This window comes from Mesorhizobium sp. M0410 (assembly GCF_040321435.1).
Lineage (GTDB): Bacteria > Pseudomonadota > Alphaproteobacteria > Rhizobiales > Rhizobiaceae > Mesorhizobium.
Window position 1 is genome coordinate 257,040 of sequence record NZ_JAMYRN010000010.1, and the last position, 24,327, is coordinate 281,366.

A 24,327-nucleotide genomic window follows, 5' to 3' on the forward strand; every position below is an offset into this window, starting at 1 on the left:
TTCGCCCGCACGGCTTGGCGCCGTCAATGTCGGGGCAAAAGGCGAAGAGGCGGGAGGCTGGAACAATGACCCGTTCCGGGCTCGTTAGGGCTGCTTCCTTCCGGACCTGACCCGGTTGGCGAGTGGACCGTCCACCACCAACCTCCCAGCATCCATATCGGCAATCCGGCGATGAAATGCAAGTGCGGATGACAGGGGCCTTGAGCGACGGCGAAAGCTGAAACCAAAAACCCGCCTCGGCGGGCGGGTTTTTGGTGCGAATAATCACCATAGCGGGATTAGTAGCATAGCTGCCGGCACAAAGCAAGAACAAAATGTGGCCACGATCAAAATCGTCGACCTCGGCGGGGCAGCGCCAACCTGATGCAATTTGCCCGGGCCTTCACTTCTTCGCGCACAATCAGCGCCGCGACGGCCAATGTTGCTTGCTGCCCCTTGCGGCCCTTCGGAAGCCGCTCTAGCGTCGATAGAGTTCAAGAAACGTCCAAAAGTGAGGGAAACGCCGATGCTGCCGGGCCTCAAGGCCGGATTCACGATTGACGCCCAGCTGGAAGCCGACAGCGAACAGCTGATGTGGCTCGGCCTGTGCGAATTGCGCGTCATGAACGACCGCCGCTGGCCATGGCTGCTGCTGGTGCCGCAGCGGCCGGGCATCGAGGAAATCCACGATATGACGCCGCTCGACCAGGCGATGCTGACCTTCGAGACCAATATGGTGGCGCTGGCGCTGAAGCGGGTGACCGGCTGCACCAAGATCAACACCGGCGCACTCGGCAACATCGTGCGCCAGCTGCATGTACACGTCGTCGCGCGCTCGGAAGGCGATCCCGGCTGGCCCGGCCCGGTGTGGGGGCACGGCCTGCGCGAGCCCTATCAGCGCTCCGACCTTCGCAAGTTTGCGGAAAAGATCAAGGCAGCGCTATAAGCCTCTCCCGTGTCCACCTTGAACCTTCCCGAGTCTGCATGAGCTTTCGCCTGTTTGACGCGCCCTTGCGCGAGCCGAGCCAGTTCGTCGGCTTCGCCGGCAACATTATCGACCGGCAGTCCGAAAACCGCGCCGACGATTCCGTCGAAAAGGCACTCGCCGATCCCTCGGCGCGGCTTTTGCTGATGCGTGGCGGCCGGCTCTACCTGAAGCTTGCGCAAGGCGCATTCGACCCCTGGTTCGGCGTGGCCGAATGCCGGCCGCTCGAGGCATCGCTCGAAAACGGCGTCCTGCTCGGTTTTTCCGAAAGCGGCCCGGTGCTGGCGGTGCCGGCCGGGGTCGAGCCCGAGCAGCTTCCCGAGACGATCAGGGCGATCGACTATCGCTCGGTCTATATGCAGGGGTTGATCGACGAAGCGGCCGCCGGCGCGCTGGCGCAAGGGGCGGCGCTGCTTGCCTGGCATGCCAGCCATCGCTTCTGCAGCAAGTGCGGCACCGAAGCCGAGATGCGGGCGGGCGGTTACAAGCGGCATTGCCCGGCCTGCGGCACGGAGCACTTTCCGCGCACCGACCCGGTGGCGATCATGCTGACGGCAACACGCGAAAAATGCCTGCTCGGCCGCGGCCGGCATTTCGGGCCCGGCATGTATTCGGCGCTCGCCGGTTTCATCGAGCCGGGCGAGACGATCGAGGCGGCGGTGCGCCGCGAAACGCTGGAGGAAGCCGGCATTCGGCTAGGCCGCGTCGTCTACCACGCCAGCCAGCCCTGGCCGTTTCCCTATTCGCTGATGATCGGCTGCTTCGGCGAACCGCTCAACGACGATATCCACCCCGACTTCAACGAGCTGGAAGATTGCCGCTGGTTCTTTCGCGACGAGGTGCTCTCGATGCTGGCCCGCGAGCATCCGGGCGGCCTGGTGACACCGCCGAAGGGGGCGATCGCCTATAACCTTATCCGCGCCTGGGCCGACAGCGCGTGATACGAAGACATCGCAGGAGCAAAAAATGATCCGTCACACCGTCGTGTTCACGCTAAAGCACCCGCCGCATTCGCTCGAGGAAAAAAGGTTCCTCGCCGACGCCAAGACGATCCTCACGGCGATAAAGGGCGTCACGCATTTCGAGCAGTTGCGGCAGGTCAGCCCCAAGAACGACTACCGCTTCGGCTTCTCGATGGAGTTCGCCGATCAGCGGGCTTACTCCGGCTATAACGACCATCCCGACCACGTCGCCTTCGTCCGCGACCGCTGGATCCCGGAGGTCGAGGCGTTTATGGAGATCGACTACGTGCCGCTCGGCTGGGGCTGAGACTGGAAAGCGGCGCTCTAAAAAATCAATACCCCGCGTCGCGATCCACCACATTTTCCAGCGCTTCGCCGCGCTCGAAGGCGTCCATCTGACGCAGCATGATCGGCGCCAGGTGGACTGGATCGGAAGTTGCCGCCGCGTGCGGCGTCACGAACACTTTCGGGTGGCTCCATAGCGGGCTGGTCTTCGGCAGCGGTTCGACCTCGAACACGTCGAGGCTGGCTTCCTTCAGCGTGCCGTCGTCCAGCGCGCGCAAAATGTCGGCGTCCTTCTGCAGCCTTCCGCGCCCGGCATTGATCAGCACCGAGCCGCCGAGGCCATTGCGCTTGCGCAGCTCCTTCAGCACGCCGTGGTTGATGATGCCGTGCGTCTGTGGCGTCAGCGGCAACAGCACCACCAGGATATCGGTGGCATTGAGGAACGGGATCAGGCCGGCCTCGCCCGCGTAAGTCGAGACACGTTCCATCGGCCGATCGCTGCGCGACCAGCCATTAACGGGAAAGCCGAGCGACAACAGTACCGATGCCGCCGCGCGGCCAAGCGTGCCGAGCCCCATAATGCCGACCGAGATGTCGCCGGCCGGCCGCTGCTGCGGCTCGTGCCAGATCTTCTTCTGCTGCTGGGCGCGGTAGAGCATGCCCTGGCGATGGTGGTCGAGCACCCGCCAGACGACGTATTCGGTCATGTACTGGGTAAGGTTGTCGGCGACCACTTTGACGACCGGTACGTCGGGCAAGGTGGGATCGGCGAAAATGTGGTCGACGCCGGCGCCGATCGAGAAGATAGCCCGCAGATTGGGCAGCGACGACAACAGGTTCGGCCTCTGTTTCCACACCACAGCATAGGTGATCGAGGGATCGCCGGCGCCATTCGGCTCGAGCACCACTTCGCGCTCCGCCGACAGCAGTTCGCGCCAGCGCAGCGGATGAATACCGGTGAGGGCAAGCAGGATGCGGCCTTTTTCCATTGCGGATTGTTTTTCCCTTTTACCAACAGCGTTCGCGTCCGGACTCGCAGGGGCGCGGCAGCGTTTTGATTTTGTGCATGATCTCTGGCGAAAATCTACTCGCTGACGATACCGACCGGCGCCGTTTCGATCTTGAAGGCGGCCGAGATCAACGCCTTTGTATAGTCGGTCCGCGGGTTGCCGAAAATCTGTTCGGAAGGACCGGCCTCGACGATCCTGCCATTACGCATGACGATGACTTCGTTGGCGAGCGCGCGGATGACCCTCAGATCGTGGCTGATGAAGAGGTAGGCGAGATCGTGCTTGGCCTGCAGGCTGCGCAAGAGGTCGACGACCTGCGCCTGCACGCTCATGTCGAGCGCCGAGGTCGGCTCGTCCAGCATGACGAAACGCGGGTTGAGCACCATGGCGCGCGCGATGGCGACGCGCTGGCGCTGGCCGCCGGAGAATTCGTGCGGATAGCGGTTGCGCGTCGCCGGATCGAGGCCGACTTCCTTCAGGACGTCGACGACACGCTCGTCGCGCGCATCAGGAGACAGTTTCGGCTCGTGGATCTTCAACCCTTCCTCGATGATCTCGGCGACCGACATGCGCGGACTGAGCGAACCGAACGGATCCTGGAAGACGATCTGCAACTCGCGTCGCAACGGCCGCATTTCGCTGAAGGACAGCTGATCGATGCCGCGTCCGTTGAACTGGATGGTCCCCGTCGACGAGATCATCCTGGCCAGCGCCAGGCCGAGCGTCGTCTTGCCTGAGCCGGATTCGCCGACGACGCCAAGCGTCTGGCCGGCCCGCACGGTGACGTCGATGCCGTCGACCGCCTTCACATTGTCGACGGTGCGCCGGAAGAAGCCCTTCTTGATCGGAAACCAGACCTTGACGTCCTTGCCGACCATCACCGGCTTGGCGGCCTGGTTGGCCGCCGGCGGCTTGCCTTTCGGCTCGGCGGCAAGCAGATGCCGCGTGTAGGCGTGCTGCGGATTGGCGAATATCTCCTTGGTCGGGCCGGTCTCGACGATCTTGCCCTTGGTCATCACGCAGACCCGGTCGGCGATCTTCCTGACGATGCCGAGATCGTGGGTGATGAACAGCATCGACATGTTCTTGCGGCTTTTCAGGCCGGCCAGCAATTCGAGGATCTGCGCCTGGACGGTGACGTCGAGCGCGGTCGTCGGCTCGTCGGCGATCAACAGTTCAGGCTCGTTGGCGAGCGCCATGGCGATCATGACGCGCTGGCGCTGGCCGCCGGAAAGCTGGTGCGGATAGGCGTCGAGCCGTTTTTCCGGTTCGCGGATGCCGACCTCGTGCAGAAGTTCCAGCGTGCGCGCCTTGGCGTTGCGATCGCCCAGGCCCTGGTGCAGCTTCAGCACCTCGACGATCTGCTGCTCGATCGTGTGCAGCGGGTTGAGCGAGGTCATCGGCTCCTGGAAGATCATGGTGATCTTGTTGCCGCGCACGCGGCGCAAGTCTCTCTCGTCCGCGGCAAGCAGGTCGGCGCCGAGGACCAGGATCTTTCCCGACGGGTGGCTGGCGGTCGGATAGGGCAGCAGCTTCAGCACCGACAGCGCGGTGACCGACTTGCCGGAGCCGGATTCGCCGACCAGCGCCACCGTCTCGCCCTTGGCGAGGTCGAAGGAGATATGGTCGACGGCGACCGACTGGCTGCCGCCTTGCGTGAAGGCGACGCTGAGATCCTGGACCGAGAGGAGAGGGGGGGTCATAGCTCAACTTCCGCGACAACCCTGTCCAAGGCGGAAATTTCCGGTCGTATGATCGAAATTTTGGCTGCCATTTGAGGGGGGACGAGACGATTTGGTGCGATAGAATAGGTCTCTTTCAACCTCGTGTCCGCGGTCAGAAATTGGGTGCAGCCGAAGTGCATCGCTGTGGAAAGATGGATCGCGTCTGGTAATCTCAACGAAAGGAATTCCGAACGTAACTGTGCTGCGTGCCAGAGAACGTCGCGAGTTATCGTCCCAATTGAGATGAAGGCATTGCCGATTGAAATATTGTCGTAGAGCTCGATCAGTCGCTCATTGTTCTTTCTCAAGGGATCGACCATCAACTCCGCGAGCACGATCTCACTCGTCGCCAGGAAAGGCTGCTTTCTGCCCTCGTTCAGTGAAATGAGCTGAAGCAGTTTGTTTGCAAGCGCATCATTGTTTTCAAAGGCATAGATGAAAATGTTGGTGTCGACATAAAGCCGGACTGCAGCCATCAATCCTCCCACTCATCGCGGAGGGCACGAACACGCGCGACAGCCTCGTCGAGGCTTGTTCCCGGCGCGTTGGCCTGAGCATCCCGCATGAGTTCAAGCAATTGTTCGCGGCCAAGGGGCCTGTTGGCCTCCTCCTCCACTGTCACTCTGACCGAGGCGCTCGGCGCTATGCCTTTTCGCAGTTCATCCGGGAGCTTCGATGCCGGGTAGTGTTCAAGGATGATCCTATTCATAACCCTTCCTTCCCCAACGTGCGGATTGACGGACTGCACGGACGCCAACACACCGTCATGGCTCCGGGTTCGCTCATATCGGCCAATTTGCTCTCCAGTGATCGAGCGATGGCTGCCACTGGTGTTTCACCGATCAAAGCCGCCGGTCACTTGAGGGTACGTCCGCTTTTGTCCGGATTGCCATTTCCGGAATATAACATGCCGAATGCCAGCCTGCATCGCCCTCATCTGAACGTCTTGCGCGGATCGAAGGCGTCGCGGGTGGCCTCGCCGACGAAGACCAGCAGCGACAGCATCAGCGAGATGACGACGAAGCCGGAAATGCCGAGCCAGGGGGCGTTGAGGTTGCGCTGCGCCTGCTTCAACAGTTCGCCCAGCGAGGCGGAGCCGGGCGGCAGGCCGAAGCCGAGATAGTCGAGCGAGGTCAGCGTCGAGATCGAGCCGCTGAGCAGGAAGGGCAGGAAGGTCAGCGTCGCCACCATGGCATTGGGAAGCAGATGCCGGAACATGATGGTGATGTTGGGCACGCCGAGCGCGCGCGCCGCATTGACATATTCGAAATTGCGGGCGCGCAGGAACTCGGCCCGCACCACGCCGACCAGCGCCACCCAGGAGAACAGCAGCATCAATCCGAGCAGGATGAAGAAGCCGGGCGGCAGGATGGCGGCGACGATCAAGAGCAGGTACAGCACTGGGATCGCCGACCAGATCTCGATGAAGCGCTGGAAAAGAAGGTCGGTCCAGCCGCCGAAATAGCCCTGCAAGGCGCCGGCCGCCACGCCGATCAGCGCCGAGCCGGCGGTCAGGATCAGGCCGAACAGCACCGATATCCTGAAGCCGTAGATGACGCGCGCCAGCACGTCGCGGGCCTGGTCGTCGGTGCCCAGCCAGTTCCAGTTGCCGACGTTGCAATTGGGGTCCGCTTCGCCTTTCGGATACTGGTTGCATCGCGTCTTCTTGTCGTAGAGCCAGGACGGCTTGGTCGGTGCTGCTTCGGGAATGGCGTTGTTGACGGTCTGGTAGGAGTAGCGCACCGGCGGCCAGACCATCCAGCCATTGGCATTGATCTCGTCCTGGATGACCGGGTCGCGGTAGTCGGTGACCGCATAGAAGCCGCCGAACTTCTCCTCGGGATAGGCGACCAGGACCGGAAACAGGATCTCGCCCTTGTAGGAGGCGATGATCGGCTTGTCGTTGGCGATCAGTTCGGAAACCAGCGACAGCACGAACAGGAACAGGAAAATCCACAACGACCAGTAGCCGCGCCTGTTGGACTTGAAGTTCTGCAGGCGCCGCTGGTTGAGCGGCGACAGAAAGGGCCGCGCGATCCGAGGCGGCGCCGTTTCGGCTGTCGCCTGCTCCATCAGACGTCTCTCCGCTCGAAGTCGATGCGCGGATCGACCCAGGTATAGATCAGGTCGGACAGCAGCCCGACGAACAGGCCAAGCAGCGAGAAGATGTAGAGATTGGCGAAGACCACCGGATAGTCGCGCTGCACCACCGAGTTGAAACCAAGCAGGCCGAGGCCATCGAGCGAAAAGATGTTCTCGATCAGCAGCGACCCGGTGAAGAATGCCGAGATGAAGGCACCGGGGAAACCCGCGATGACGATCAGCATGGCGTTGCGGAAGACGTGGCCATAAAGCACCTGCCGCTCCGACAGGCCCTTGGCGCGGGCTGTGACCACATATTGCTTGCGTATCTCCTCAAGGAAGGAATTCTTGGTGAGCAACGTCGTCGTGGCGAAGGCCGACAGCACCAGCGCCGTCAGCGGCAGGGTCATGTGCCAGAAATAGTCGACGATCCGCTGCGGCCACGACAGCTGGTCCCAATTGTCGGAGGTGAGGCCGCGCAGCGGAAACCAGTCCCAGAACGAGCCGCCGGCAAACAGCACCATCAGCAATATGCCGAACAGGAAGCCCGGAATGGCGTAACCGACAATGACGACGCCGCTGGTCCAGACGTCGAAGGTGGAGCCGTCCTTGACTGCCTTGCGGATGCCGAGCGGGATCGAGATCAGATAGGACAAGAGTGTGATCCACAGTCCGATCGAGATCGACACCGGCATCTTTTCCAGGATCAGGTCGAGCACCGAGATGTCGCGGAAATAGCTGTCGCCGAAATCGAAGCGGAGATAGTTCCACAGCATCATGCCGAAGCGCTCGAGCGGCGGCTTGTCGAAACCGAACTGCTTCTCCAGCTTCTTGATGAATTCCGGGTCGAGCCCTTGCGCGCCGCGGTATTTCGAGCCGACGTCGCCGGCGACATCGAAATTGGCGCCGCCGGCATCACCGCCGCCGCCGCCTAGGCGATCGCTGCCGCCCTGGTTGGTCAGCCTGGCGATGACCTGCTCGACCGGCCCGCCCGGCGCGAACTGGATGACGGCGAAGGATACCGCCATGATGCCGAACAGGGTCGGGATCATCAACAGGATGCGGCGCAGTATATAGGCGCCCATCAGGTTCCCTGCCTCGCTTGTGCGAAAATCTCAGCCTTTGCCAATCTTTGCCGCCTTGTCTTTGTCGAACCACCACGACGTCTCGACCGGAAAGTCGTAATCCGGCTTTTGAGCGGGAAAGCCGAACATGTCCCAGAAGGCTGCTCGGTGATTCGCCAGATGATATGTTGGAATCCAGTCTAGCCGCGCGCGCAAGACCCGATCGAGCGCGTTGAGCGCGGTTACGAGTTCGATCCGGCTCTGCGCCTTGCCGGCTGCCTCGATCAGCGCGTCGATGGCTTTGCTTTCCGTACCCGGATAGTTGCGCATCCCCGGCGTTTTCGCCATTTGGGAAGCGTAGAGAATCTCCAAACCGTCGGCGGTGGGCGTCGCTCCGATCGACCATGCGAGCATGTTGAAGTCGAAGTCGAAATTGCTCTGCCGCGCTTCAAATTGCGTCGAGTCGACCTGCCGGATCGAAGCGTCGATGCCGATCGCCTTCATATTCTCGGACCATGGCGCGAAAATACGAACGAGACCCTCGTCCTCGGCAAGCATTTCCACGCGCAGGCGCTCGCCTTTGTCGTTGAGGACGAAATTGCCCGCTCGCTTCCAGCCGCCTTCGGCAAGCAGCCTCGAAGCCTCGCGCAGCAGCTTACGGTCGTGCCCGGAACCGTCGGAGACGGGTTGCATCACCGGTTCGCCGAAGGTCTCCGGCGGCAACTCGGCTCGAAACGGCTCCAGCAGGGCCAACTCCTTGGGTGAGGGCAGGCCCTTGGCCTTGTAATCCGATCGCTCGAAGTTCGATTGCGAACGCTCGTAGGAGTCGAAAAACAGAACCCGCCTGGTCCATTCGAAGTCGAAGCAATAGGCGATTGCCCGTCTCACGCGAATGTCGCGGAACTGCGGACGGCGCTGGTTCAGCGCGACAGCCTGCATGGATGGCGTTTTCTCGCCAGGAAATTCGCGTTTGACGACCCTGCCATCCTTCAGTGCTGGAAAGTCGTAGCCGGTCGCCCATACCCGCGAGGTGAACTCCTCGCGAAAATGCGTATCCCCTTTCTTGAATGCTTCAAAGGCTGCCTGGCGATCAAGGTAGAAATCGATACGGATGCGGTCGAAATTATAACTGCCGCGGTTCACGGCCAGATCGCGGCCCCAATAGTCGGCGACGCGTTCATATTCGACAGTCTGCCCGGCCACCACCCGTCCAACCCTGTATGGTCCGGAGCTGAGCGGTGGCGTCATCGTCGAGGCGTCGAAATCATTGGCGGTGTAGAACGCTTTCGACACGATCGGCATTACGACGATCGCGAGGATATTCTGCGCGGACTGTTGGCCGTTGAAGGTAAGGTTGACTGTAAGCGGATCGATTGCGACCGCTTCTGTCATGTGCCGCAGCGCTTGGGAAAGGTTCGGATGTCCCCGGTCTTTGTAGAGGTTCAAGGCGAAGGCAATGTCGTCGGCGGTCAGCGGCGACCCGTCATGGAAGCGCGCTTGTGGCCGCAGGCTGAAGCGGTAGCCATTGCGATCCTGCGACAAGGTAACGGATTCGGCAAGCAGGCCGTAGACCGCATCCGGTTCGTCGACTGCCCTTGCCATCAGCGAATCGAAGCAGAGCTCGGTGCGCGGCGGCGAATCCCCCTTCAACACCAGTGAGTTCAGTGTGTTGAAAGTCAGGAAGCTCTGATTGAGGGTGGAGTTCGGCGGGGCGAAATTCATCCGGCCGCCCTTGGGAGCGTCCGGATTGACACAGTCGAAATGCGTGAAATCCGGCCCGTATTTGAGATCGCCAAAAGCCGACAACCCGTGCAGTTTCACGCCGGTTGGAATGGCCGCGAAAGCCCGGCCGGGCAGCAGCGCTGCGGCCGCGGCGGCACCGCCCAGGGCGAGGAAGTCGCGACGGGGCAGCGCCGCCATCAATTGCCGCTCTTGTATTTGGCCGCCAGCGCCTTTTCCTTGGCCGGGTCGATCCACCAGGAATTCTGGTCGACGCCGCTATAGGCGGGCTGCTTTTCCGGCATACCGAACTTGTTCCAGTAGGCGAGCCAGACCACGGCGCGGTAATATTGCGGCACGACGTAGAAATTCCACAACAGCACCCGGTCGAGCGCATGGGTGGCGGCAACGAGATCGTCGCGGTCGGTGGCATAAATGATCCGATCGACCAGCGCATCGACGACCGGATTCTTGATGCCGGCGTAATTGCGCGATCCCGGCGAATCGGCGGCCTTGGAGCTCCAGAAGTCGCGCTGTTCGTTGCCGGGAGAGTCCGACTGGCCGAGTTGCCATATGATGACGTCGTAATCGAAATGCTTGACGCGGTTGATATACTGGGTCTGGTCGATCAGGCGCAGCGTCGCGTCGACGCCGATCTTGCGCAGATTGGCGATATATGGGCTGGCGATGACCTGGTCGGTGTCGTTCCAACCGAGGATCTCGAATTTGAACGGTTCGCCGGTCTTGGCGTTGACCATCTTGCCGCCCTTGATCACCCAGCCGGCCTTGGCGAACAGATCGACCGCGGTCTTCAGGTATTTGCGCTCCGCCTGCGGCGTGTCGTAGACCGGCAGCTTGAATTCCTGGGTGAAGACTTCGGGCGGCAGCTTGTCGCGGTACTGCTCCAGGATCTCCAGTTCCTTGCCTTGCGGCAGGCCGCTCGACGCCAGTTCCGTGCCCTGGAAATAGCTGCTGGTGCGGGTGTTGGAACCGAAGAACAGGGTCCGGTTCATCGTCTCGAAGTCGAACGGGTACATCAGCGCGGCGCGCACCAGGCGATCTTGGAACAGCGGGCGCCTGGTGTTGAGCATGAAGGCCTGCATCGGTTCGGGCGACGCGGTCTTGAATTCCTTCTTGATGACGTCACCGGCCTTGACTGCCGGAAAATCATAGAATGTGTTCCAGCGCCTCGAACTGTTCTCCGGCTTGATGTCGTCCAAGCCGCCCTTGGTAAAGGCCTGCCAGGCGGCGTTGTCGTCCAGAAAATAGCTGAAACGCTGCCTGTCGAAATTCTCGCGGCCGATTTTTACGGGCAGCTTGGCCGCCCAGTAATCGGGTACGCGCTGCCAGATGATTTCGGACCCCGGCTTGAAGCTGGCGATCTTGTAGGCGGCCGATCCCAGCGGCGGCTCCAATGTCGATTTGGTGACGTCGCGTTTCTTGCCGCTGGCGTCCGTGCCTTCCCACCAGTGCTTGGGCAACACGACGAGGTCGCCGATGATCTTCGGTAGCTCCCGGTTGCCTTTCTGACTGAAGTGGAACTCGACCTCGCGGTCGGAGATGGCGACGGCGTCGGTGACGTTTTCGAAATAGCGGCTGTACATCGGGCTGTTGGCCTTCAGTACCTGGAACGACCAGATCACGTCGTCCGTGGTGATCGGCTGGCCGTCATGCCATTTCGCCCGCGGGTCGAGCCGGTAGGTCGCCGAGGAATAGTCGGCCGGATATTTATAGGCGTCGGCGATCAGCGGATGGCTGGTGCTGCCCTCGTCGGTCGCCTGCTCCATCAGCGTGTCGTAGAGCAGGCCGCCGCCAAACTGCGCGAAGCCGGCGGCCGGCGAACCCTGCACGATGTAGGGATTGAAGCTGTCGAACGTGCCCAGCACAACCGAATTCAGCGTGCCGCCCTTCGGTGCATCCGGATTGACGTAATCGTAATGCTGGAAATTGTCGCCGTATTTGGATTCGCCGATCAGCGACGAGGTCGTGCGCCATTCGTCCGCGAAGGCCGCCTGCAGGCCGCCGGCAAAAGCAGCCAGCATCAGCACTGATTTCAGAAGCATCCGCGCTCGGCCAACCGTCATGCGTTCTCCTCTTCGCGATATAGCGCCGTCACCATAGCGTCTGGGCTCAATCTAGATCATTTGGCGGCGCTGAAAACCGCAACCGAGAAGCTTTGTCGCCGCATATGCATTTTTCCTAAGCAAAAAGCCGGGCTGAACCCGGCTTTTTCAAGGATTATGTCATTACGGTTTTGTTATTTTGCGGGTGCGGCCGGAGCGGCGGGCGCCGCGCCTTCTGCCGGCTTGGCAGGGGCTGCGCCTTCGGCCGGCTTGGCGGGCGCGTTTTCGGCCGAGGCGCCGGGCGCCGGCAGCGGCTTCGGATTGTCCGACAGCGTGCGCAGATAGGCGATGACGTTGGCGCGGTCCTCATCCTTCGGCAGGCCGGCGAAGCCCATCGCCGTGCCCTTCACGAACTTCTTCGGCGAGGTGATGAAGTGGTTGAGATTGTCGTAGGTCCACTTCTCGCTGCCGCCCTTGGAGAACTCCTTCATGTCGGCCGAATAGGCAAAGCCCTCATGCTCGGCGACCGGACGGTCGATGATGTCCCACAGATCGGGGCCAACCTTGTTGGGGCCGCCTTTTTCGCCGGAGTGGCAGGCCTGGCATTTCTTGAAGATGGCGGCACCCGCTTCGGCGTTGGCGGTGGCCAGCAGCTCGGCGATCGGCTTGGCCTCCGCGGCGGGAGCGGCCGGGCCGCCTTCGGCGGGCTCGGTCGCCTCGATGGCGAAGCCGGGCTTTTCCGGCGTCGGCGAGGCAAACAGCGCGTCGGATACGATGCCAACGGAAAAGACAATGAACACCGTGCCGAGGAAACCGGCGAGCAGCTTGTTGACTTCGTTGGAATCCATACGCCCCAGGCTCCCTTTTCCGGCGGACCGATCCGTCCACTCCGTCCGTCGGTATCGTGAACCACCCTGCGAGGCGGTCAAATCGCGCGGAAACTAGGTCTTTTGCTCCGGCGTTGCAACACCTATAAGGGCGCTGCCAGTGAGACCTTTTGCCACTTTTGTCCCCCTCTTTTTCGAGCCTCTGCCCGCCTCATGTCCACGCTCATCCTGATCCCGGCCCGCATGGCCTCGACCCGCCTGCCGGGCAAACCGCTGGCCGACATTGCCGGCACTCCGATGATCGTCCACGTCGCCCGCCGTGCTGCCGAGGCGGGGCTCGGCCGGGTGGTCGTCGCTACCGATACGCAAGGCGTTGCGGAGGCGGTGCGCGCGCATGGTTTCGAGGCGGTGATGACGCGGGCGGACCACGAAACCGGCTCCGACCGCATCTTTGAAGCGCTGACCATTCTCGACCCTGGCAACAGCGTCGAGACCATCGTCAATGTGCAGGGCGATCTGCCGACCATCGACCCCCTTGTTATCGGTGCCGCGCTGAAGCCTTTCGAGAACGCGGCGGTGGATATCGCCACGCTCTGCGTCGAGATCGTCCGCGATGAGGAAAAGACCAATCCGAACGTCGTCAAGCTGGTCGGCTCGCCACTCTCGACGACGCGGCTCAGGGCGCTCTATTTCACCCGCGCCACCGCCCCTTGGGGCGAAGGCCCGCTCTACCATCATATCGGCCTCTATGCCTATCGCCGCGCCGCACTCGAACGCTTCGTTGCGCTAAGGCCGTCGCCTCTGGAGCGCCGCGAGCGGCTCGAGCAGTTGCGGGCGCTGGAGGCTGGCATGCGCATCGATGCGGAGATCGTGCAGTCGGTGCCGCTTGGCGTCGATACGCCGGACGATCTCGAACGCGCCAGGGCGCTCCTTTCCAACTAAGAAATTCTTCCCCCAATTCCCGAGACTCCGCGCATGCCTGAAAAGACCAACAAAATATCCTTCCAGGGCGAGCCGGGCGCCAATTCCGACACCGCCTGCCGCAACATGTTCCCTTCGATGGAGCCGTTGCCGTGCCCGACCTTCGAGGACGCCTTCAACGCCGTCGAGACCGGCAAGGCCGATCTGGCCATGATCCCGATCGAGAACACCATTGCCGGCCGCGTCGCCGACATCCATCACCTCTTGCCGGAATCGAAGCTGCACATCATCGGCGAATACTTTCTGCCGATCCACTTCCAGCTGATGGTGCTGCCGGGCGTCAGGCGCGACGAGATCAGGACCGTGCACAGCCACATCCACGCGCTCGGCCAATGCCGCAAATACATCCGCAAGAACGGCTGGAAGGCGGCGGTTGCCGGCGACACCGCGGGCGCCGCCAAGATGGTCGCCGCGATGAAGGACCGCACCATGGCCGCGCTGGCGCCGGCACTGGCCTCGACCCTCTACGGGCTCGATATCATCGAGGAGAATGTCGAGGACACCGACAGCAACGTCACCCGCTTCGTGGTGCTGACCAAGAACAAGCAATGGGCCGAACGTCCCTCGGCCGACGCCAAGATGATGACGACCTTCATCTTCCGCGTCCGAAACGTGCCGGCGGCGCTCTACAAGGCGATGGGCGGGTTTGCCACCAACGGCATCAACATGACCAAGCTGGAAAGCTACCAGCTCGGCGCGTTTACAGCGACGCTATTCTACGCCGACATAGAGGGCCATCCCGACGATCCGCTGGTGAAGCTGGCACTCGACGAGTTGCGCTTTTTCTCGCGCGAAATGCGCATTCTCGGCGTCTATCCCGCCAGCGCCTCGCGCGAGCAGTGGAAGGTGGCGGATTAGGACCCGGTCAGGTCAGGCCGAGCTTGTTCTGTTTGGCCGGCTTGCCGCATTCGCGGCGGGCAATCGACCGGTTCATGGCGTCGATCTTGCCGCTTGCCTGGTCGGCGTCGCGCTTGGCTTTTGAGCGCATATCCGGCGTGAACGGGCCAAAGCCCGTCGCCGGGTTGGAGAAGGACGGCTTGGCGTCCACCGGCAGATGATATTGCTGCGCCAGGCCGTTTCGTTGCGCCAGCAATTGATCGCAAGGCACCTTGTCATACAGCAGCGAGGACTGGACGTTTTCGTCTTGCCGTTCGGACATCGAATTGCCGACGCAGCCGGCCATCGCCAGGCAAGATGCCAAGACCGTCATGTTCCAGCGCATGAACGTGCTCCTTGTCTTTCGCAGCTGCGGCTTCTCATGCGCAGCGGCAGAAGTCTTAGCCAGATTTTACGCTGCCGGAAAGCAACCTTGCCACTACGGCCAGCCCTTCGACCGGTTCGCGGCGATCCTGCCGGATGATCGTTGGCTGCAGCGACAGGACCGAAAAGCCGTTGGCGTCCAGAACCCGCTCTACATAGCTTTGCGAATGCGCGTAGCGGCGCGACGGCAGCAAGGCGAAGCCGGCGCGGTCAGACGATTCTCCGCCCGGGAGCGTCTCGACGGAGAACGCAAACAGACCGCCGCCGGCGAGCATTCCGGCAATCTTGTTCGCCACTCTGTCGAGTGCGCCGACATAGATGAACACATCGGCCGCCGTCACCAGATCGGCTTTCGGGCCAGAATAGCAAAAATCCTGCAGGTCCGTCTTGACGAGCAGATCGTAGAGGCCTTTGGCGCGCGCCTGCCGCAGCATGCCGGCCGAGATGTCGTAACCCTCCAGCCGATCGGCGATCGGCCGCAGCTTCTGGCCCATGAGGCCGGTGCCGCAGCCGAGATCGAGCGCCAGCGAAAACCGGCCCGGCCGCGCTGCCCGGATGGCGCGGTCGAGGCATTCGGGCAGACGGTAGCCGAGCCTGTCGACCAGCTCACCCTCGAAGCTCCCGGCATAGTGGTTGTAAAGCGTCTCGACAAAGGCGCTGGGCGGCGCCTGGGCCGCGGCTGCCCTGCCGATCAATTGCAGCTTGAGCACCGCGCCGAGCCTGTCCGCCGGGTCGAGCCGCAGTGCCGTCTTCCAGGCCTGCGCGGCACGATCGGGCGCGCCCGCCGCTTCCTGCATCTCGCCGAGGCGGAACCAGCCGGCTGACCATTGCGGCGCCAGTTCGAGAGCGCCGAGCAGCAATTCCGCGGCGGCCGCATGATCGCCGGATGCATAGAGCATTTCGGCATAGTCGGCGCGGCGGTCGGCGGTCAAATCGCCGGACGAGGTCTGGAGCGGTTTCATCGTGATCGAGTTCCGCCGGGTGTTTGCAGCCGGCTTGCGCTCTATGCTGGAGTCAGCAGTGACTTACAACAGGCTTCCCGCGCCGGAATTAGCGCCTATCTTGGGGCCATGCGCGCCAGCGACCTGCTTCATCCCCGGCCGGAAGGGCTGTATTGCCCGCCCGGCGATTTCTTCATCGACCCGGTGCGACCGGTCAACCGGGCGCTGATCACGCATGGCCATTCCGACCATGCCCGCTCCGGCCACCGCTCGGTGATGGCGACGCAGCAGACGCTCGATATTATGGGGCTGCGTTACGGCGAAGGTTTTGCCGGAACGACGCAAGCCGCCGTGCTCGGCGAGACGATTGCGCTTGGCGGTGTGGCCGTCAGCTTTCACCCGGCCGGCCATGTTCTGGGCTCGGCGCAGATCAAGGTCGCGCATCAGGGCACATGCATCGTCGCGTCCGGCGACTATAAGCGCCAGAAGGACGCGACCTGCGAGCCGTTCGAGCCGCTCAAGTGCGACGTCTTCATCACCGAGGCGACGTTCGGCCTGCCGGTGTTTCACCATCCGCCCGATTCCGAAGAGATCGCCCGGCTGCTGAAATCGACCGAGCAGTTTCCCGAGCGCACGCATCTGGTCGGCGCTTATGCGCTGGGCAAGGCGCAGCGTGTCATGCGGCTGCTGCGTGATGCCGGCTACGAAAAGCCGATCTACATCCATGGTGCGCTGGCCAAGCTCAGCGAATATTACCAGAGCCAGGGCATCGATCTGGGCACATTGGAACCGGCGACCGTCGAGACCGGCCAAAAAAGCGACTTTGCCGGCGCCATCGTCATCGGCCCGCCATCCGCCTTTGCCGATCGCTGGGCGCGGCGTTTTCCCGATCCGATGTCGTGCTTCGCCTCAGGCTGGATGCGCATCCGCCAACGCGCCAAGCAGGGCGGCGTCGAGCTGCCGCTGATCATCTCCGATCACTCCGACTGGGACGAGCTGACAACAACGATCAAGGAGACCGGCGCGGAAGAAATCTGGGTGACGCATGGCCGCGAGGAGGCGCTGGTGCGCTGGTGCGAACTCGAAGGCATCGCCGCCAGGCCGCTGCATCTCGTCGGTTATGAGGACGAGGGCGATTGATGGTACTCATGGCGCCCCTCCCATGAACCGCTTCGCCGAGCTTCTCGACCGGCTGGTGCTGACGCCGTCGCGCAACGGCAAGCTGACGCTTTTGACCGACTATTTCCGCAGCGTCGAGGATCCGGATCGCGGGCTGGCGCTGGCGGCCATTACCGGCGATCTTTCCATCGCCGCGGTCAAGCCGGCAATGCTGCGCACGCTGGTGGTCGAGCGCATGGATCCCGTGCTGTTCGGCTATTCCTACGACTATGTCGGCGACCTGGCCGAGACCGTGTCGCTGGTCTGGCCACAATCGCCTCTCGATATTGCGAACCACGCGCCGACGCTGGCCGAGGTGGTGGCCAAGCTGCAGGCGGCAAGCCGTTCCGACGGGCCACAGGTGCTGGCCCGGCTGCTCGACAGCGCCAGCACGTCCGCGCGCTTTGCCATCATAAAGCTGGTCACCGGCGGCCTGCGCATCGGTGTCTCGGCGCGGCTCGCCAAGCAGGCGCTGGCCGATTTCGGCAAGGTCGATATCGCCGAGATCGAGGAACTCTGGCACGGGCTGACGCCGCCTTATGCGGCTCTGTTCGCCTGGCTGGAGGGCAAGGCGGTAAAACCCAGGAAGACGGCGCTGGCGCTGTTCAGGCCAGTGATGCTGTCGAACGCCGTCGGCGACGGCGACCTCGAAAAGCTCGACCCCGCCGACTACGCGGCCGAATGGAAATGGGACGGCATCCGCGTCCAGGCGGTTTGCGAAGGCGGCATTCGCCGGCTCTATTCGCGCACCGGTGACGATGTCTCCGGCGCCTTTCCGGATCTTGCCGAGGCGATGGATTTTTCAGGCGCCCTCGACGGCGAGCTTCTGGTCGGTGACCCCAGGCAGGCGACGGGCACGTTCTCGGACCTGCAGCAGCGGCTGAATCGCAAGAGCGTGTCACCCAAGATCCAGCAGCAATACCCCGCCTTCATGCGCTGCTACGATGCGCTGCAGATTGGTGACGAGGATGTGCGGGGATTGCCCTTCCGCGAACGACGCGGCCGGCTCGAGGCCTTCGTCAGGACACTCGATCCGAGTCGCTTCGATCTGTCGCCGCTGGTCGAATTCACCGACTGGCAGGCGCTGGAGGAATTGCGCCGCAAGCCGCTGCATCCGGTCATCGAAGGCGTCATGCTGAAGCGCTGGGATTCGCCCTATGTGGCCGGGCGACCGAAGGGCCCGTGGTTCAAATGGAAGCGCGATCCGCACACGGTCGACGCCGTGCTGATGTACGCCCAGCGCGGCCACGGCAAACGCTCGAGCTTCTATTCCGACTACACATTCGGCGTCTGGTCCGGGCCGGAAGGATCGGAGGAGCTGGTGCCGGTGGGAAAGGCCTATTTCGGCTTCACCGACGAGGAACTGAGGCAAATCGACAAATATGTCCGCGACAATACGATTGAGCGCTTTGGCCCGGTGCGCTCGGTACGGGCCGACCGCAGACAGGGCCTGGTGCTGGAGGTGGCGTTCGAAGGGCTCAACCGTTCGACGCGGCACAAATCCGGCGTCGCCATGCGCTTTCCGCGCATTTCGCGGCTGCGCTGGGACAAGCCGGCCGCGGAAGCCGACCGCATCGAGACGCTGCAGGCGCTGCTCGATAGTTAATGCATGTCGCGCAAAAAGTGTGCAGCGGTTTTGCGGTAACGACATGCATCAAAACAAGAACCTAAACTGCGTCGCATGAGGCCGGTCCGAACGCGACGTGCTTTACGGAACGACCGAGACGCGAATTTCGTAGATGTCGACCGACTTGCCCTGCTTGTCGAAGTCGGAATTGATGGCGATGGTGCCGGCAGCACCTGGATGCTTGTCGGGAAAGCGCACGTCGAACAGATATTCATTGCGCTCGCGACCGACGGCATAGCGTTTGCGGCCGCAGTCGCCGAGTTCGCCGAAATTGCAATCGACGGAAATCTGCGTCTCCTGGCCCTCCTCGGAGCGCGCGATGATGTCGAATGTGGCATGCTTGCCGGCGAGTTTTTCCAGCACGCCTTGCCCGACGTCGAAGCTGATGGCCGAACCGGATGCACCCGAGCGGATGCGCAGGAAGGAACCGCTTTCGTCCTGGATAACGTCGGCCTTGGCGTCCGACGGTGCATTGACCTGCGTCGGGTCGCCCGGCGAAAACACGTTGATCCAGTCGCGCGCCTGGTCCGCCTCGCCCTGCTTTGGCGGCGAAGCGGTGTTGTCCGGCGTGAAATCATCGCCGTCGACCGTTGGCGGCGCTTCTGGCGGCGCCGTGTCGAGCTCGGTCGCCGATTTGAAGACGCCGGTCTGGTTGGCGAAATAAAGGCCGATGCCGGCGGCTGCGAGCAGCGTCACGCCGAAGAAGATCGCGGTCAAAGGCAGGCGCCGCCGCCTCGCCCGCCGGTCGTCGCGGTCGGGCGTCACTTCCGCGTCGTCGGTTTCGGCGTCGGCTTCGGTCGGAGCCAAGGCCCCAATGTCGATCACCGGCGCCTCGGGAACAGGCGCATCGGGCATTATGTCGGGGACGACCGGCAGGACGCGCGACCGGGGCGCATCGGATTCGGGCGACTGCGGCGGACGGTCAACGACGACATCGGGCGACGGCGCGGGCTCGGCTTCGGCCGGAGGCTCCACCTCCGGTGCTGCCTCCAAACTGTCGGTCGGCGCGGCGACGGCGGCAACCGCCGGCAGGAATTCCGATTCAATTTCGGTGATCTTCGCCTGGACCGCCTTGCGGCGCTTGATGGCGACTTCCACGGTGACGTTTGGATTGGCCTGCAGGGCACGGTCGAGTGCCGCGAAAGCCGATCGGTAGACCCGCTCGCGAAACGCCCGGTCGTCGGCATTGCCTTTCTCGAAGGCGTTGCGGATCGCTTTTTCGATCGCGTCCAAACGAATTCCCTCTGCAATTTCACTCACATTGTCATGATCGTTAGCCGCAGGCGACCAATCAATCAACAAGCGAGCGGCTGCATTCTGCCTTGCCGAGGGATACAAAGCTCATTTCGGCGGTTTTCGGTAAAGAAATCAACCTTTTTCGGTGATTTTTCCGTCACGGCCCCGACGTGACGGACGGGGCGGCCTGCCGATACGGCATCGCATCGGCGCGGCGGCTGCCCTTGTGCCCGGCCTGGGACGGAGACGAATTGCCTCGTCCTGAATTCGCGGCAGCCATCTTGAATTCGCGGCCGGTTGCGTCTATCACCCAGCCCATCTTGGAAGCACGGCTTCCCGGGCCGCTTTAGCTCAGTTGGTAGAGCACATCATTCGTAATGATGGGGTCGCGTGTTCGAGTCACGCAAGCGGCACCAAACGACCTATCCCGCACGCCTGCTTCAACCAGCGCTCAGCCGAGTGGAAAAGCTGATGCTGCCGAGACGAGGGCGAGCATTGCCAGCACGATCCCCGCCGCCCGGCAGATGACGCGATGATGCCGCATCGCGGCAGCGCGCACGGGCGGACGCGAAAGCGCGACGGCCAGAAATCCGTACCAGCCCGAGGCAGCAGGCGTCGGCAAGTCCGGCGAAGCGGATATCTGCGAAGCAACGGCTGCCCCGAGCCTCGAAAACTGCCGCTCACCTCACCGGATTGTCGCCCAGCGACGCCACGGTCTTCAGCGCGCCGTCGAGCATGTCGCCCTTCTCGTCCTTCAGTGCTGCTTCGCGCAGGCGCCGGATCCAGTCGGCGGCGTCCGGGCGGCCCTTGACCAGGTCGAGCGCCGACAGCACCCGGTCGAATTTCGACTGCGCGCGGGCGTGGGTGTCGCTGTAACCCTTGATCAGCCGGCGGCAGTTGAGGATCTCCGTACCAAGCGCGTAGTCCTGGCCGACTTGGCCCAGCGCCAGCGCATACCAGCGATCGAGATGCGCGGTCTCGACCTTGTGGCGCAACAGGCGGCGGCGCCAGCGGCGCAGGCCGCCGATGAACCACAAAGCGGCAAAGCCGGCGAAACTGTCGGTGCGGATGTGGCGGCCGCGATTGATGCGGCGGTCGAGAAAGGCGGCGAGCTTCGGCCGGTCCTCGATGTAGCTGCCGAGCCCGGCCGGCAGCGTGCCGCAGAATTCCTCGATGCGCGGATGGAAATATTCGGTCACCTGCAGGACTGAGCCTTGCTTGACACCGACTTCGCGGCGTACGCGCTGGTCGCGCGTCGAGCGTGTCTTCAGATCGGCGACGCGGATCATGTCATCGTAGCACATGGCGTTGGCCAGATGCTTGGCCGCGGCGATCGACAGCACGTAGTCATGTTCGGCATTGTCCAGGACGACCGCCCGGTCGAGCCGGTCGAGATACTCGCCGCCATAGGCGACGTCCTGGTAGTCGACGACTTTTTTCAGGCCGCGAAGCGCCATGTCGTGCACGGGTAAAGGCAAAGCAGCGACGCGCGCCGCCAGTTGTTGCCAGCCCTTCAACTGGCTTTCCGGGCCGCGAACTTTTGTCGCCACGCCCGAGCGGGTTTCAGTTGCCGCCGGCTGTGCAGTCTTGTCGCCCGAAGGCGCACTCGCGATGGCGCGCGCCCGATCGTAGGCGGCGGCGAAGGCGGCGAGGCTTGCCTTGACGCCGCGGCCGCCGGCGCCGATGGCCTGCTCATAGCTCTCGCGTGTGAACGGCAAGGCATCGGACCCGGCCAGCGCGCCGAGCAGGCTGGCCGAGATCATCGACCCGTTATCGACGGCGATCTTCTCCATGTCGAAGGCGATGAAGCGCTTGGCCGCGGCTTCAGCCGTGGCATGCACCTTCGAGGACGATGCGCGGCCGTCGCCGGGTTCGATCTTCTCGGAGACCGCTGCGATGCGGTGCGACGAGGCGATCAGCGTCGTGCGCTCCGGCGTGACGAACCCGCGGATGATGGCGCGGCCGGCCTCCATCAGTTCGGCGGCGATCAATATATCGACGTCGCCCTGCGACGGCGACAGCGCGAAGACGGGCGGCCGGCCGGTGTCGCGGCACATTTCGACATAGTAGATGGTGGCGCCGGTGCGCTGGGCGACGCCGGCAACCGAGGTCGATTGGGCGACGTAGCCGTTGCGCTCGGCGGCGTCGGTGATCCAGTCGGCCAGCACGCCGCCGCCCTGGCCGCCGACCGCCAGCACGGCAAGCTTTATGACGCGCCCGTCGTCCAGCGCGCCGGCCTTGGAACGGGTTGATGGGACAGCGTCAAGCATCGGCAAATATCAGCCGCCGGCTTTCGCGGCGGCGCTGCAAGAGGCGGATCGTGGCGCGCCGCGCGGCTTCAAGCAAACGGTCCCAGCGGCTTGGATTATGCACCACGTCGGCGCGGTAGAAGGATGGGCACAGCACCGCCGCATCGGCAACCTCGCCACAGTTGCCGCAGCCGACGCAGCTCTGGTCGATATGCGCCACCGGATCGTCGCGCAGCGGGTCATCGAGCGACTTCACCGACAGCGACGGACAGCCGGAGAGCCGCATGCAGGCATGATCGCCGGTGCAGATGTCCTCGTCGACGCCGAATTTCGGCTTGACGACCCGCTCACCGCCCTTGATCGCCTTGTCGACCAAAGGCTTCTCGCGACGCTGGCGGTTGAGCATGCATTCGGACGAGGCGACGATGACTTTCGGGCCCTTCTCGTCCGTCGTCAGCGCCTCGCGCAGCGTGTCCTGCATCCTGGTTACGTCGTAGGTGCGGTCGATGTGGCGCAGCCATTTGACGCCCATGCCTTTCACCGCCTCGGTGATCGGATGCTTGGTCGACTTCGTCTTGTTGCCGGCGCGGGAGGAAAGGATATCCTGCCCTCCCGTCGCCGCCGAATAGAAATTATCGACGATGACGATGACGCCATCGTTCTTGTTGAACACGGCATTGCCGATCGAGGACGTCAGGCCGTTGTGCCAGAAGCCGCCGTCGCCGACGAAGGAAATCGAGCGGCGCTTGGCATCGGGCGAGTTGAACGCCGAGGCCGAGGCCGGCCCCAGCCCGTAGCCCATGGTGGTGGCGCCGAGCTCGAAAGGCGGCATGATCGAGAACAAATGACAGCCGATGTCGGAGGCGATGTGGTGCTTGCCCAGCTCCTGCTCGACCAGCTTGGTGGCGGCGAAGATCGGCCGCTCCGGGCAGCCGACGCAGAAGCCGGGCGGCCGGCCCGGGACGACGTTGACCAGGTCGGCGGTGTCGAGCCCGTCGCCGATCTTGTTGGGCGCGCGGACCTCGCTTGGCAGCAGATGCGGGATGGTGGCACGCAGGAACGATCCGATGCCGTCGAGCATCACCTGGCCGGTATATTCGCCGGCCATAGGCAGATGTTCCTTGCCAACGAGCTTGGTGCCGCGGCCGGCCTTGTGCAGCATCGCGGCAAAGGCCTGTTCGATGTAGTTGGGCTGGCCTTCCTCGACGACGAGCACGGCGTCCTTGCCTTCGCAGAAGGACAGGAATTCGTCATCGACCAGCGGGTAGACGGCGTTCAGCACATAGAGCGGCACGTCGGTGTCGCCATAAGTGTCGGCGAGGCCGAGCCGCTGCAGCGCCCGGATGACCGAATTGTACATGCCGCCCTGCATGACGATGCCGACCGAGCCGTGCTCCGGGCCGAAAAACTCGTTGATCTTGTTGGTGCGGATGAAATCGACCGCCGCCGGCCAGCGTTTCTGCACCTTTTCTTTCTCGTGCAGGAAGGACGCGGGCGGCAGCACGATGCGGCCGGTGTCGCGGCGCGGCGCGGCGAGCGCATCGGCCACCGTCATCGCCGGGCGCCTGTTGTCCTTGGCGATGAAATGGCCGTGGACATGGCAGCAGCGAATGCGGACCTGCAGCATGACCGGCGTGTTGGAAACCTCGGACAGCTCGAAGCCGTCCTCCACCGCCTTGACGATCGACGGCAGGTTCGGGCGCGGGTCGAGCAGCCAGACCTGGCTCTTCATGGCGAAGGCATGGCTGCGCTCCTGCATGATCGAGGAGCCCTCGCCGTAATCCTCGCCAACGATGATCAATGCGCCGCCGGTGACGCCGCCGGAAGCGAGATTGGCGAGCGCGTCGGAGGCGACATTGGTGCCGACCGTCGACTTGAAGGTCGCCGCACCGCGGATCGGATAATGCACGGATGCCGCAAGCATAGCGGTGGCGGTCGCCTCCGAGGCGCTCGCTTCGAAATGTACGCCGAGCTCGCCCAGGATATCCTGCGCGTCGGCCAGCACGTCCATCAAATGGCTGATCGGTGCACCCTGATAGCCGCCGACATAGCCGACGCCGCATTGCAGCAGCGCCTTGGTGATGGCGAGAATGCCTTCGCCGGAAAACTCCTCGCCGGCGCCGAGCCTGAGCTTTTCGACTTCCTTGGCAAAAGACCGTTCGGCCATTTTTTGCT

21 protein-coding genes, 1 tRNA gene and 1 other RNA gene are annotated in these 24,327 nt (G+C 63.2%); 8 read left to right on the forward strand and 15 right to left on the reverse strand.

Going from position 1 to position 24,327, the window contains the following annotated elements:
- Positions 1 to 49: 49 nt before the first annotated feature.
- Positions 50 to 146: signal recognition particle sRNA small type (ffs, locus tag NKI63_RS17630), an RNA gene on the reverse strand.
- Positions 147 to 505: 359 nt separating this feature from the next.
- Here ffs and NKI63_RS17635 point away from each other — a divergent pair.
- The 3 genes from NKI63_RS17635 to NKI63_RS17645 are packed head-to-tail and all read left to right on the forward strand — an operon-like array spanning position 506 to position 2,233.
- Positions 506 to 925 (forward strand): HIT family protein, encoded by a 420-nt coding sequence (locus NKI63_RS17635; protein WP_352752269.1) that lies wholly within the window; start codon positions 506 to 508, stop codon positions 923 to 925.
- A 38-nt stretch (positions 926 to 963) separates the two neighbouring features.
- Entirely contained in the window at positions 964 to 1,905 is a 942-nt protein-coding gene (gene nudC / locus NKI63_RS17640; RefSeq protein WP_352752267.1) for an NAD(+) diphosphatase, read from the forward strand.
- Between the two features lie 25 nt (positions 1,906 to 1,930).
- Positions 1,931 to 2,233, forward strand: a complete 303-nt coding sequence (locus NKI63_RS17645; protein ID WP_254816201.1) for a Dabb family protein — start codon at positions 1,931 to 1,933, stop codon at positions 2,231 to 2,233.
- 25 nt (positions 2,234 to 2,258) lie between these two features.
- On the opposite strand, the gene NKI63_RS17650 is transcribed toward NKI63_RS17645, so the two are convergent.
- The 9 genes from NKI63_RS17650 to NKI63_RS17690 form a co-directional block, all read right to left on the reverse strand.
- A complete protein-coding gene (locus NKI63_RS17650) occupies positions 2,259 to 3,200 on the reverse strand; it encodes a 2-hydroxyacid dehydrogenase (protein WP_352506119.1) in 942 nt (313 codons plus the stop codon).
- A 95-nt stretch (positions 3,201 to 3,295) separates the two neighbouring features.
- Entirely contained in the window at positions 3,296 to 4,924 is a 1,629-nt protein-coding gene (locus NKI63_RS17655; RefSeq protein WP_352686858.1) for an ABC transporter ATP-binding protein, read from the reverse strand.
- Positions 4,921 to 5,421 (reverse strand): type II toxin-antitoxin system VapC family toxin, encoded by a 501-nt coding sequence (locus tag NKI63_RS17660; RefSeq protein WP_352506117.1) that lies wholly within the window; start codon positions 5,419 to 5,421, stop codon positions 4,921 to 4,923. The genes NKI63_RS17655 and NKI63_RS17660 overlap by 4 nt, the downstream gene beginning before the upstream one ends.
- The gene (locus NKI63_RS17665) at positions 5,421 to 5,654 is read right to left on the reverse strand and encodes a hypothetical protein (RefSeq protein ID WP_352506116.1); all 234 of its coding nucleotides are present in this window, start codon (positions 5,652 to 5,654) and stop codon (positions 5,421 to 5,423) included. The genes NKI63_RS17660 and NKI63_RS17665 overlap by 1 nt, the downstream gene beginning before the upstream one ends.
- 224 nt (positions 5,655 to 5,878) lie before the next feature.
- Positions 5,879 to 7,018 (reverse strand): ABC transporter permease, encoded by a 1,140-nt coding sequence (locus NKI63_RS17670; RefSeq protein ID WP_352506115.1) that lies wholly within the window; start codon positions 7,016 to 7,018, stop codon positions 5,879 to 5,881.
- Positions 7,018 to 8,112: a microcin C ABC transporter permease YejB gene (locus tag NKI63_RS17675; protein ID WP_254816205.1), complete on the reverse strand. Its 1,095-nt coding sequence runs from the start codon at positions 8,110 to 8,112 to the stop codon at positions 7,018 to 7,020. The genes NKI63_RS17670 and NKI63_RS17675 overlap by 1 nt, the downstream gene beginning before the upstream one ends.
- A gap of 30 nt (positions 8,113 to 8,142) precedes the next feature.
- A complete protein-coding gene (locus NKI63_RS17680; RefSeq protein ID WP_352686862.1) occupies positions 8,143 to 10,011 on the reverse strand; it encodes an extracellular solute-binding protein in 1,869 nt (622 codons plus the stop codon).
- Positions 10,011 to 11,894, reverse strand: coding sequence for an extracellular solute-binding protein (locus tag NKI63_RS17685; protein WP_352506113.1), 1,884 nt, complete (start codon positions 11,892 to 11,894; stop codon positions 10,011 to 10,013). Before NKI63_RS17685 ends, NKI63_RS17680 begins: the two co-directional genes overlap by 1 nt.
- Positions 11,895 to 12,067: 173 nt before the next feature.
- Positions 12,068 to 12,721 carry a c-type cytochrome gene (locus NKI63_RS17690; RefSeq protein ID WP_352822535.1) on the reverse strand — a complete coding sequence of 218 codons (654 nt, stop codon included), beginning with the start codon at positions 12,719 to 12,721 and terminating at the stop codon, positions 12,068 to 12,070.
- 192 nt (positions 12,722 to 12,913) lie between these two features.
- Here NKI63_RS17690 and NKI63_RS17695 point away from each other — a divergent pair, with 192 nt between their 5' ends.
- Both NKI63_RS17695 and NKI63_RS17700 read left to right on the forward strand, forming a co-directional pair.
- Complete coding sequence (locus NKI63_RS17695; protein ID WP_023676856.1) at positions 12,914 to 13,642, forward strand: 3-deoxy-manno-octulosonate cytidylyltransferase; 729 nt, start codon at positions 12,914 to 12,916, stop codon at positions 13,640 to 13,642.
- A gap of 33 nt (positions 13,643 to 13,675) precedes the next feature.
- On the forward strand, positions 13,676 to 14,539 hold the full coding sequence (locus NKI63_RS17700) for a prephenate dehydratase (protein ID WP_254816209.1): 864 nt from the start codon (positions 13,676 to 13,678) through the stop codon (positions 14,537 to 14,539).
- A 7-nt stretch (positions 14,540 to 14,546) separates the two neighbouring features.
- On the opposite strand, the gene NKI63_RS17705 is transcribed toward NKI63_RS17700, so the two are convergent.
- Both NKI63_RS17705 and NKI63_RS17710 read right to left on the reverse strand, forming a co-directional pair.
- On the reverse strand, positions 14,547 to 14,903 hold the full coding sequence (locus NKI63_RS17705) for a hypothetical protein (protein ID WP_254816210.1): 357 nt from the start codon (positions 14,901 to 14,903) through the stop codon (positions 14,547 to 14,549).
- A 55-nt stretch (positions 14,904 to 14,958) separates the two neighbouring features.
- Entirely contained in the window at positions 14,959 to 15,903 is a 945-nt protein-coding gene (locus NKI63_RS17710; protein WP_352822538.1) for a methyltransferase domain-containing protein, read from the reverse strand.
- Positions 15,904 to 16,011: 108 nt separating this feature from the next.
- Here NKI63_RS17710 and NKI63_RS17715 point away from each other — a divergent pair, with 108 nt between their 5' ends.
- Positions 16,012 to 17,022, forward strand: coding sequence for a ligase-associated DNA damage response exonuclease (locus tag NKI63_RS17715; RefSeq protein WP_352822541.1), 1,011 nt, complete (start codon positions 16,012 to 16,014; stop codon positions 17,020 to 17,022).
- Between the two features lie 22 nt (positions 17,023 to 17,044).
- Positions 17,045 to 18,646, forward strand: a complete 1,602-nt coding sequence (locus NKI63_RS17720; protein WP_352822544.1) for a cisplatin damage response ATP-dependent DNA ligase — start codon at positions 17,045 to 17,047, stop codon at positions 18,644 to 18,646.
- A 102-nt stretch (positions 18,647 to 18,748) separates the two neighbouring features.
- Here NKI63_RS17720 and NKI63_RS17725 read toward each other — a convergent pair whose 3' ends face one another.
- Entirely contained in the window at positions 18,749 to 19,900 is a 1,152-nt protein-coding gene (locus NKI63_RS17725) for a hypothetical protein (protein ID WP_352822547.1), read from the reverse strand.
- Positions 19,901 to 20,243: 343 nt separating this feature from the next.
- Between NKI63_RS17725 and NKI63_RS17730 the strand changes: the two genes are divergently transcribed.
- Positions 20,244 to 20,319 (forward strand) — tRNA-Thr (locus NKI63_RS17730).
- 264 nt (positions 20,320 to 20,583) lie between these two features.
- Here NKI63_RS17730 and NKI63_RS17735 read toward each other — a convergent pair.
- Both NKI63_RS17735 and NKI63_RS17740 read right to left on the reverse strand, forming a co-directional pair.
- Positions 20,584 to 22,173 carry an indolepyruvate oxidoreductase subunit beta family protein gene (locus NKI63_RS17735; protein ID WP_352822550.1) on the reverse strand — a complete coding sequence of 530 codons (1,590 nt, stop codon included), beginning with the start codon at positions 22,171 to 22,173 and terminating at the stop codon, positions 20,584 to 20,586.
- Positions 22,166 to 24,319, reverse strand: coding sequence for a thiamine pyrophosphate-dependent enzyme (locus tag NKI63_RS17740; protein ID WP_352822553.1), 2,154 nt, complete (start codon positions 24,317 to 24,319; stop codon positions 22,166 to 22,168). The genes NKI63_RS17735 and NKI63_RS17740 overlap by 8 nt, the downstream gene beginning before the upstream one ends.
- Positions 24,320 to 24,327: the final 8 nt, after the last annotated feature.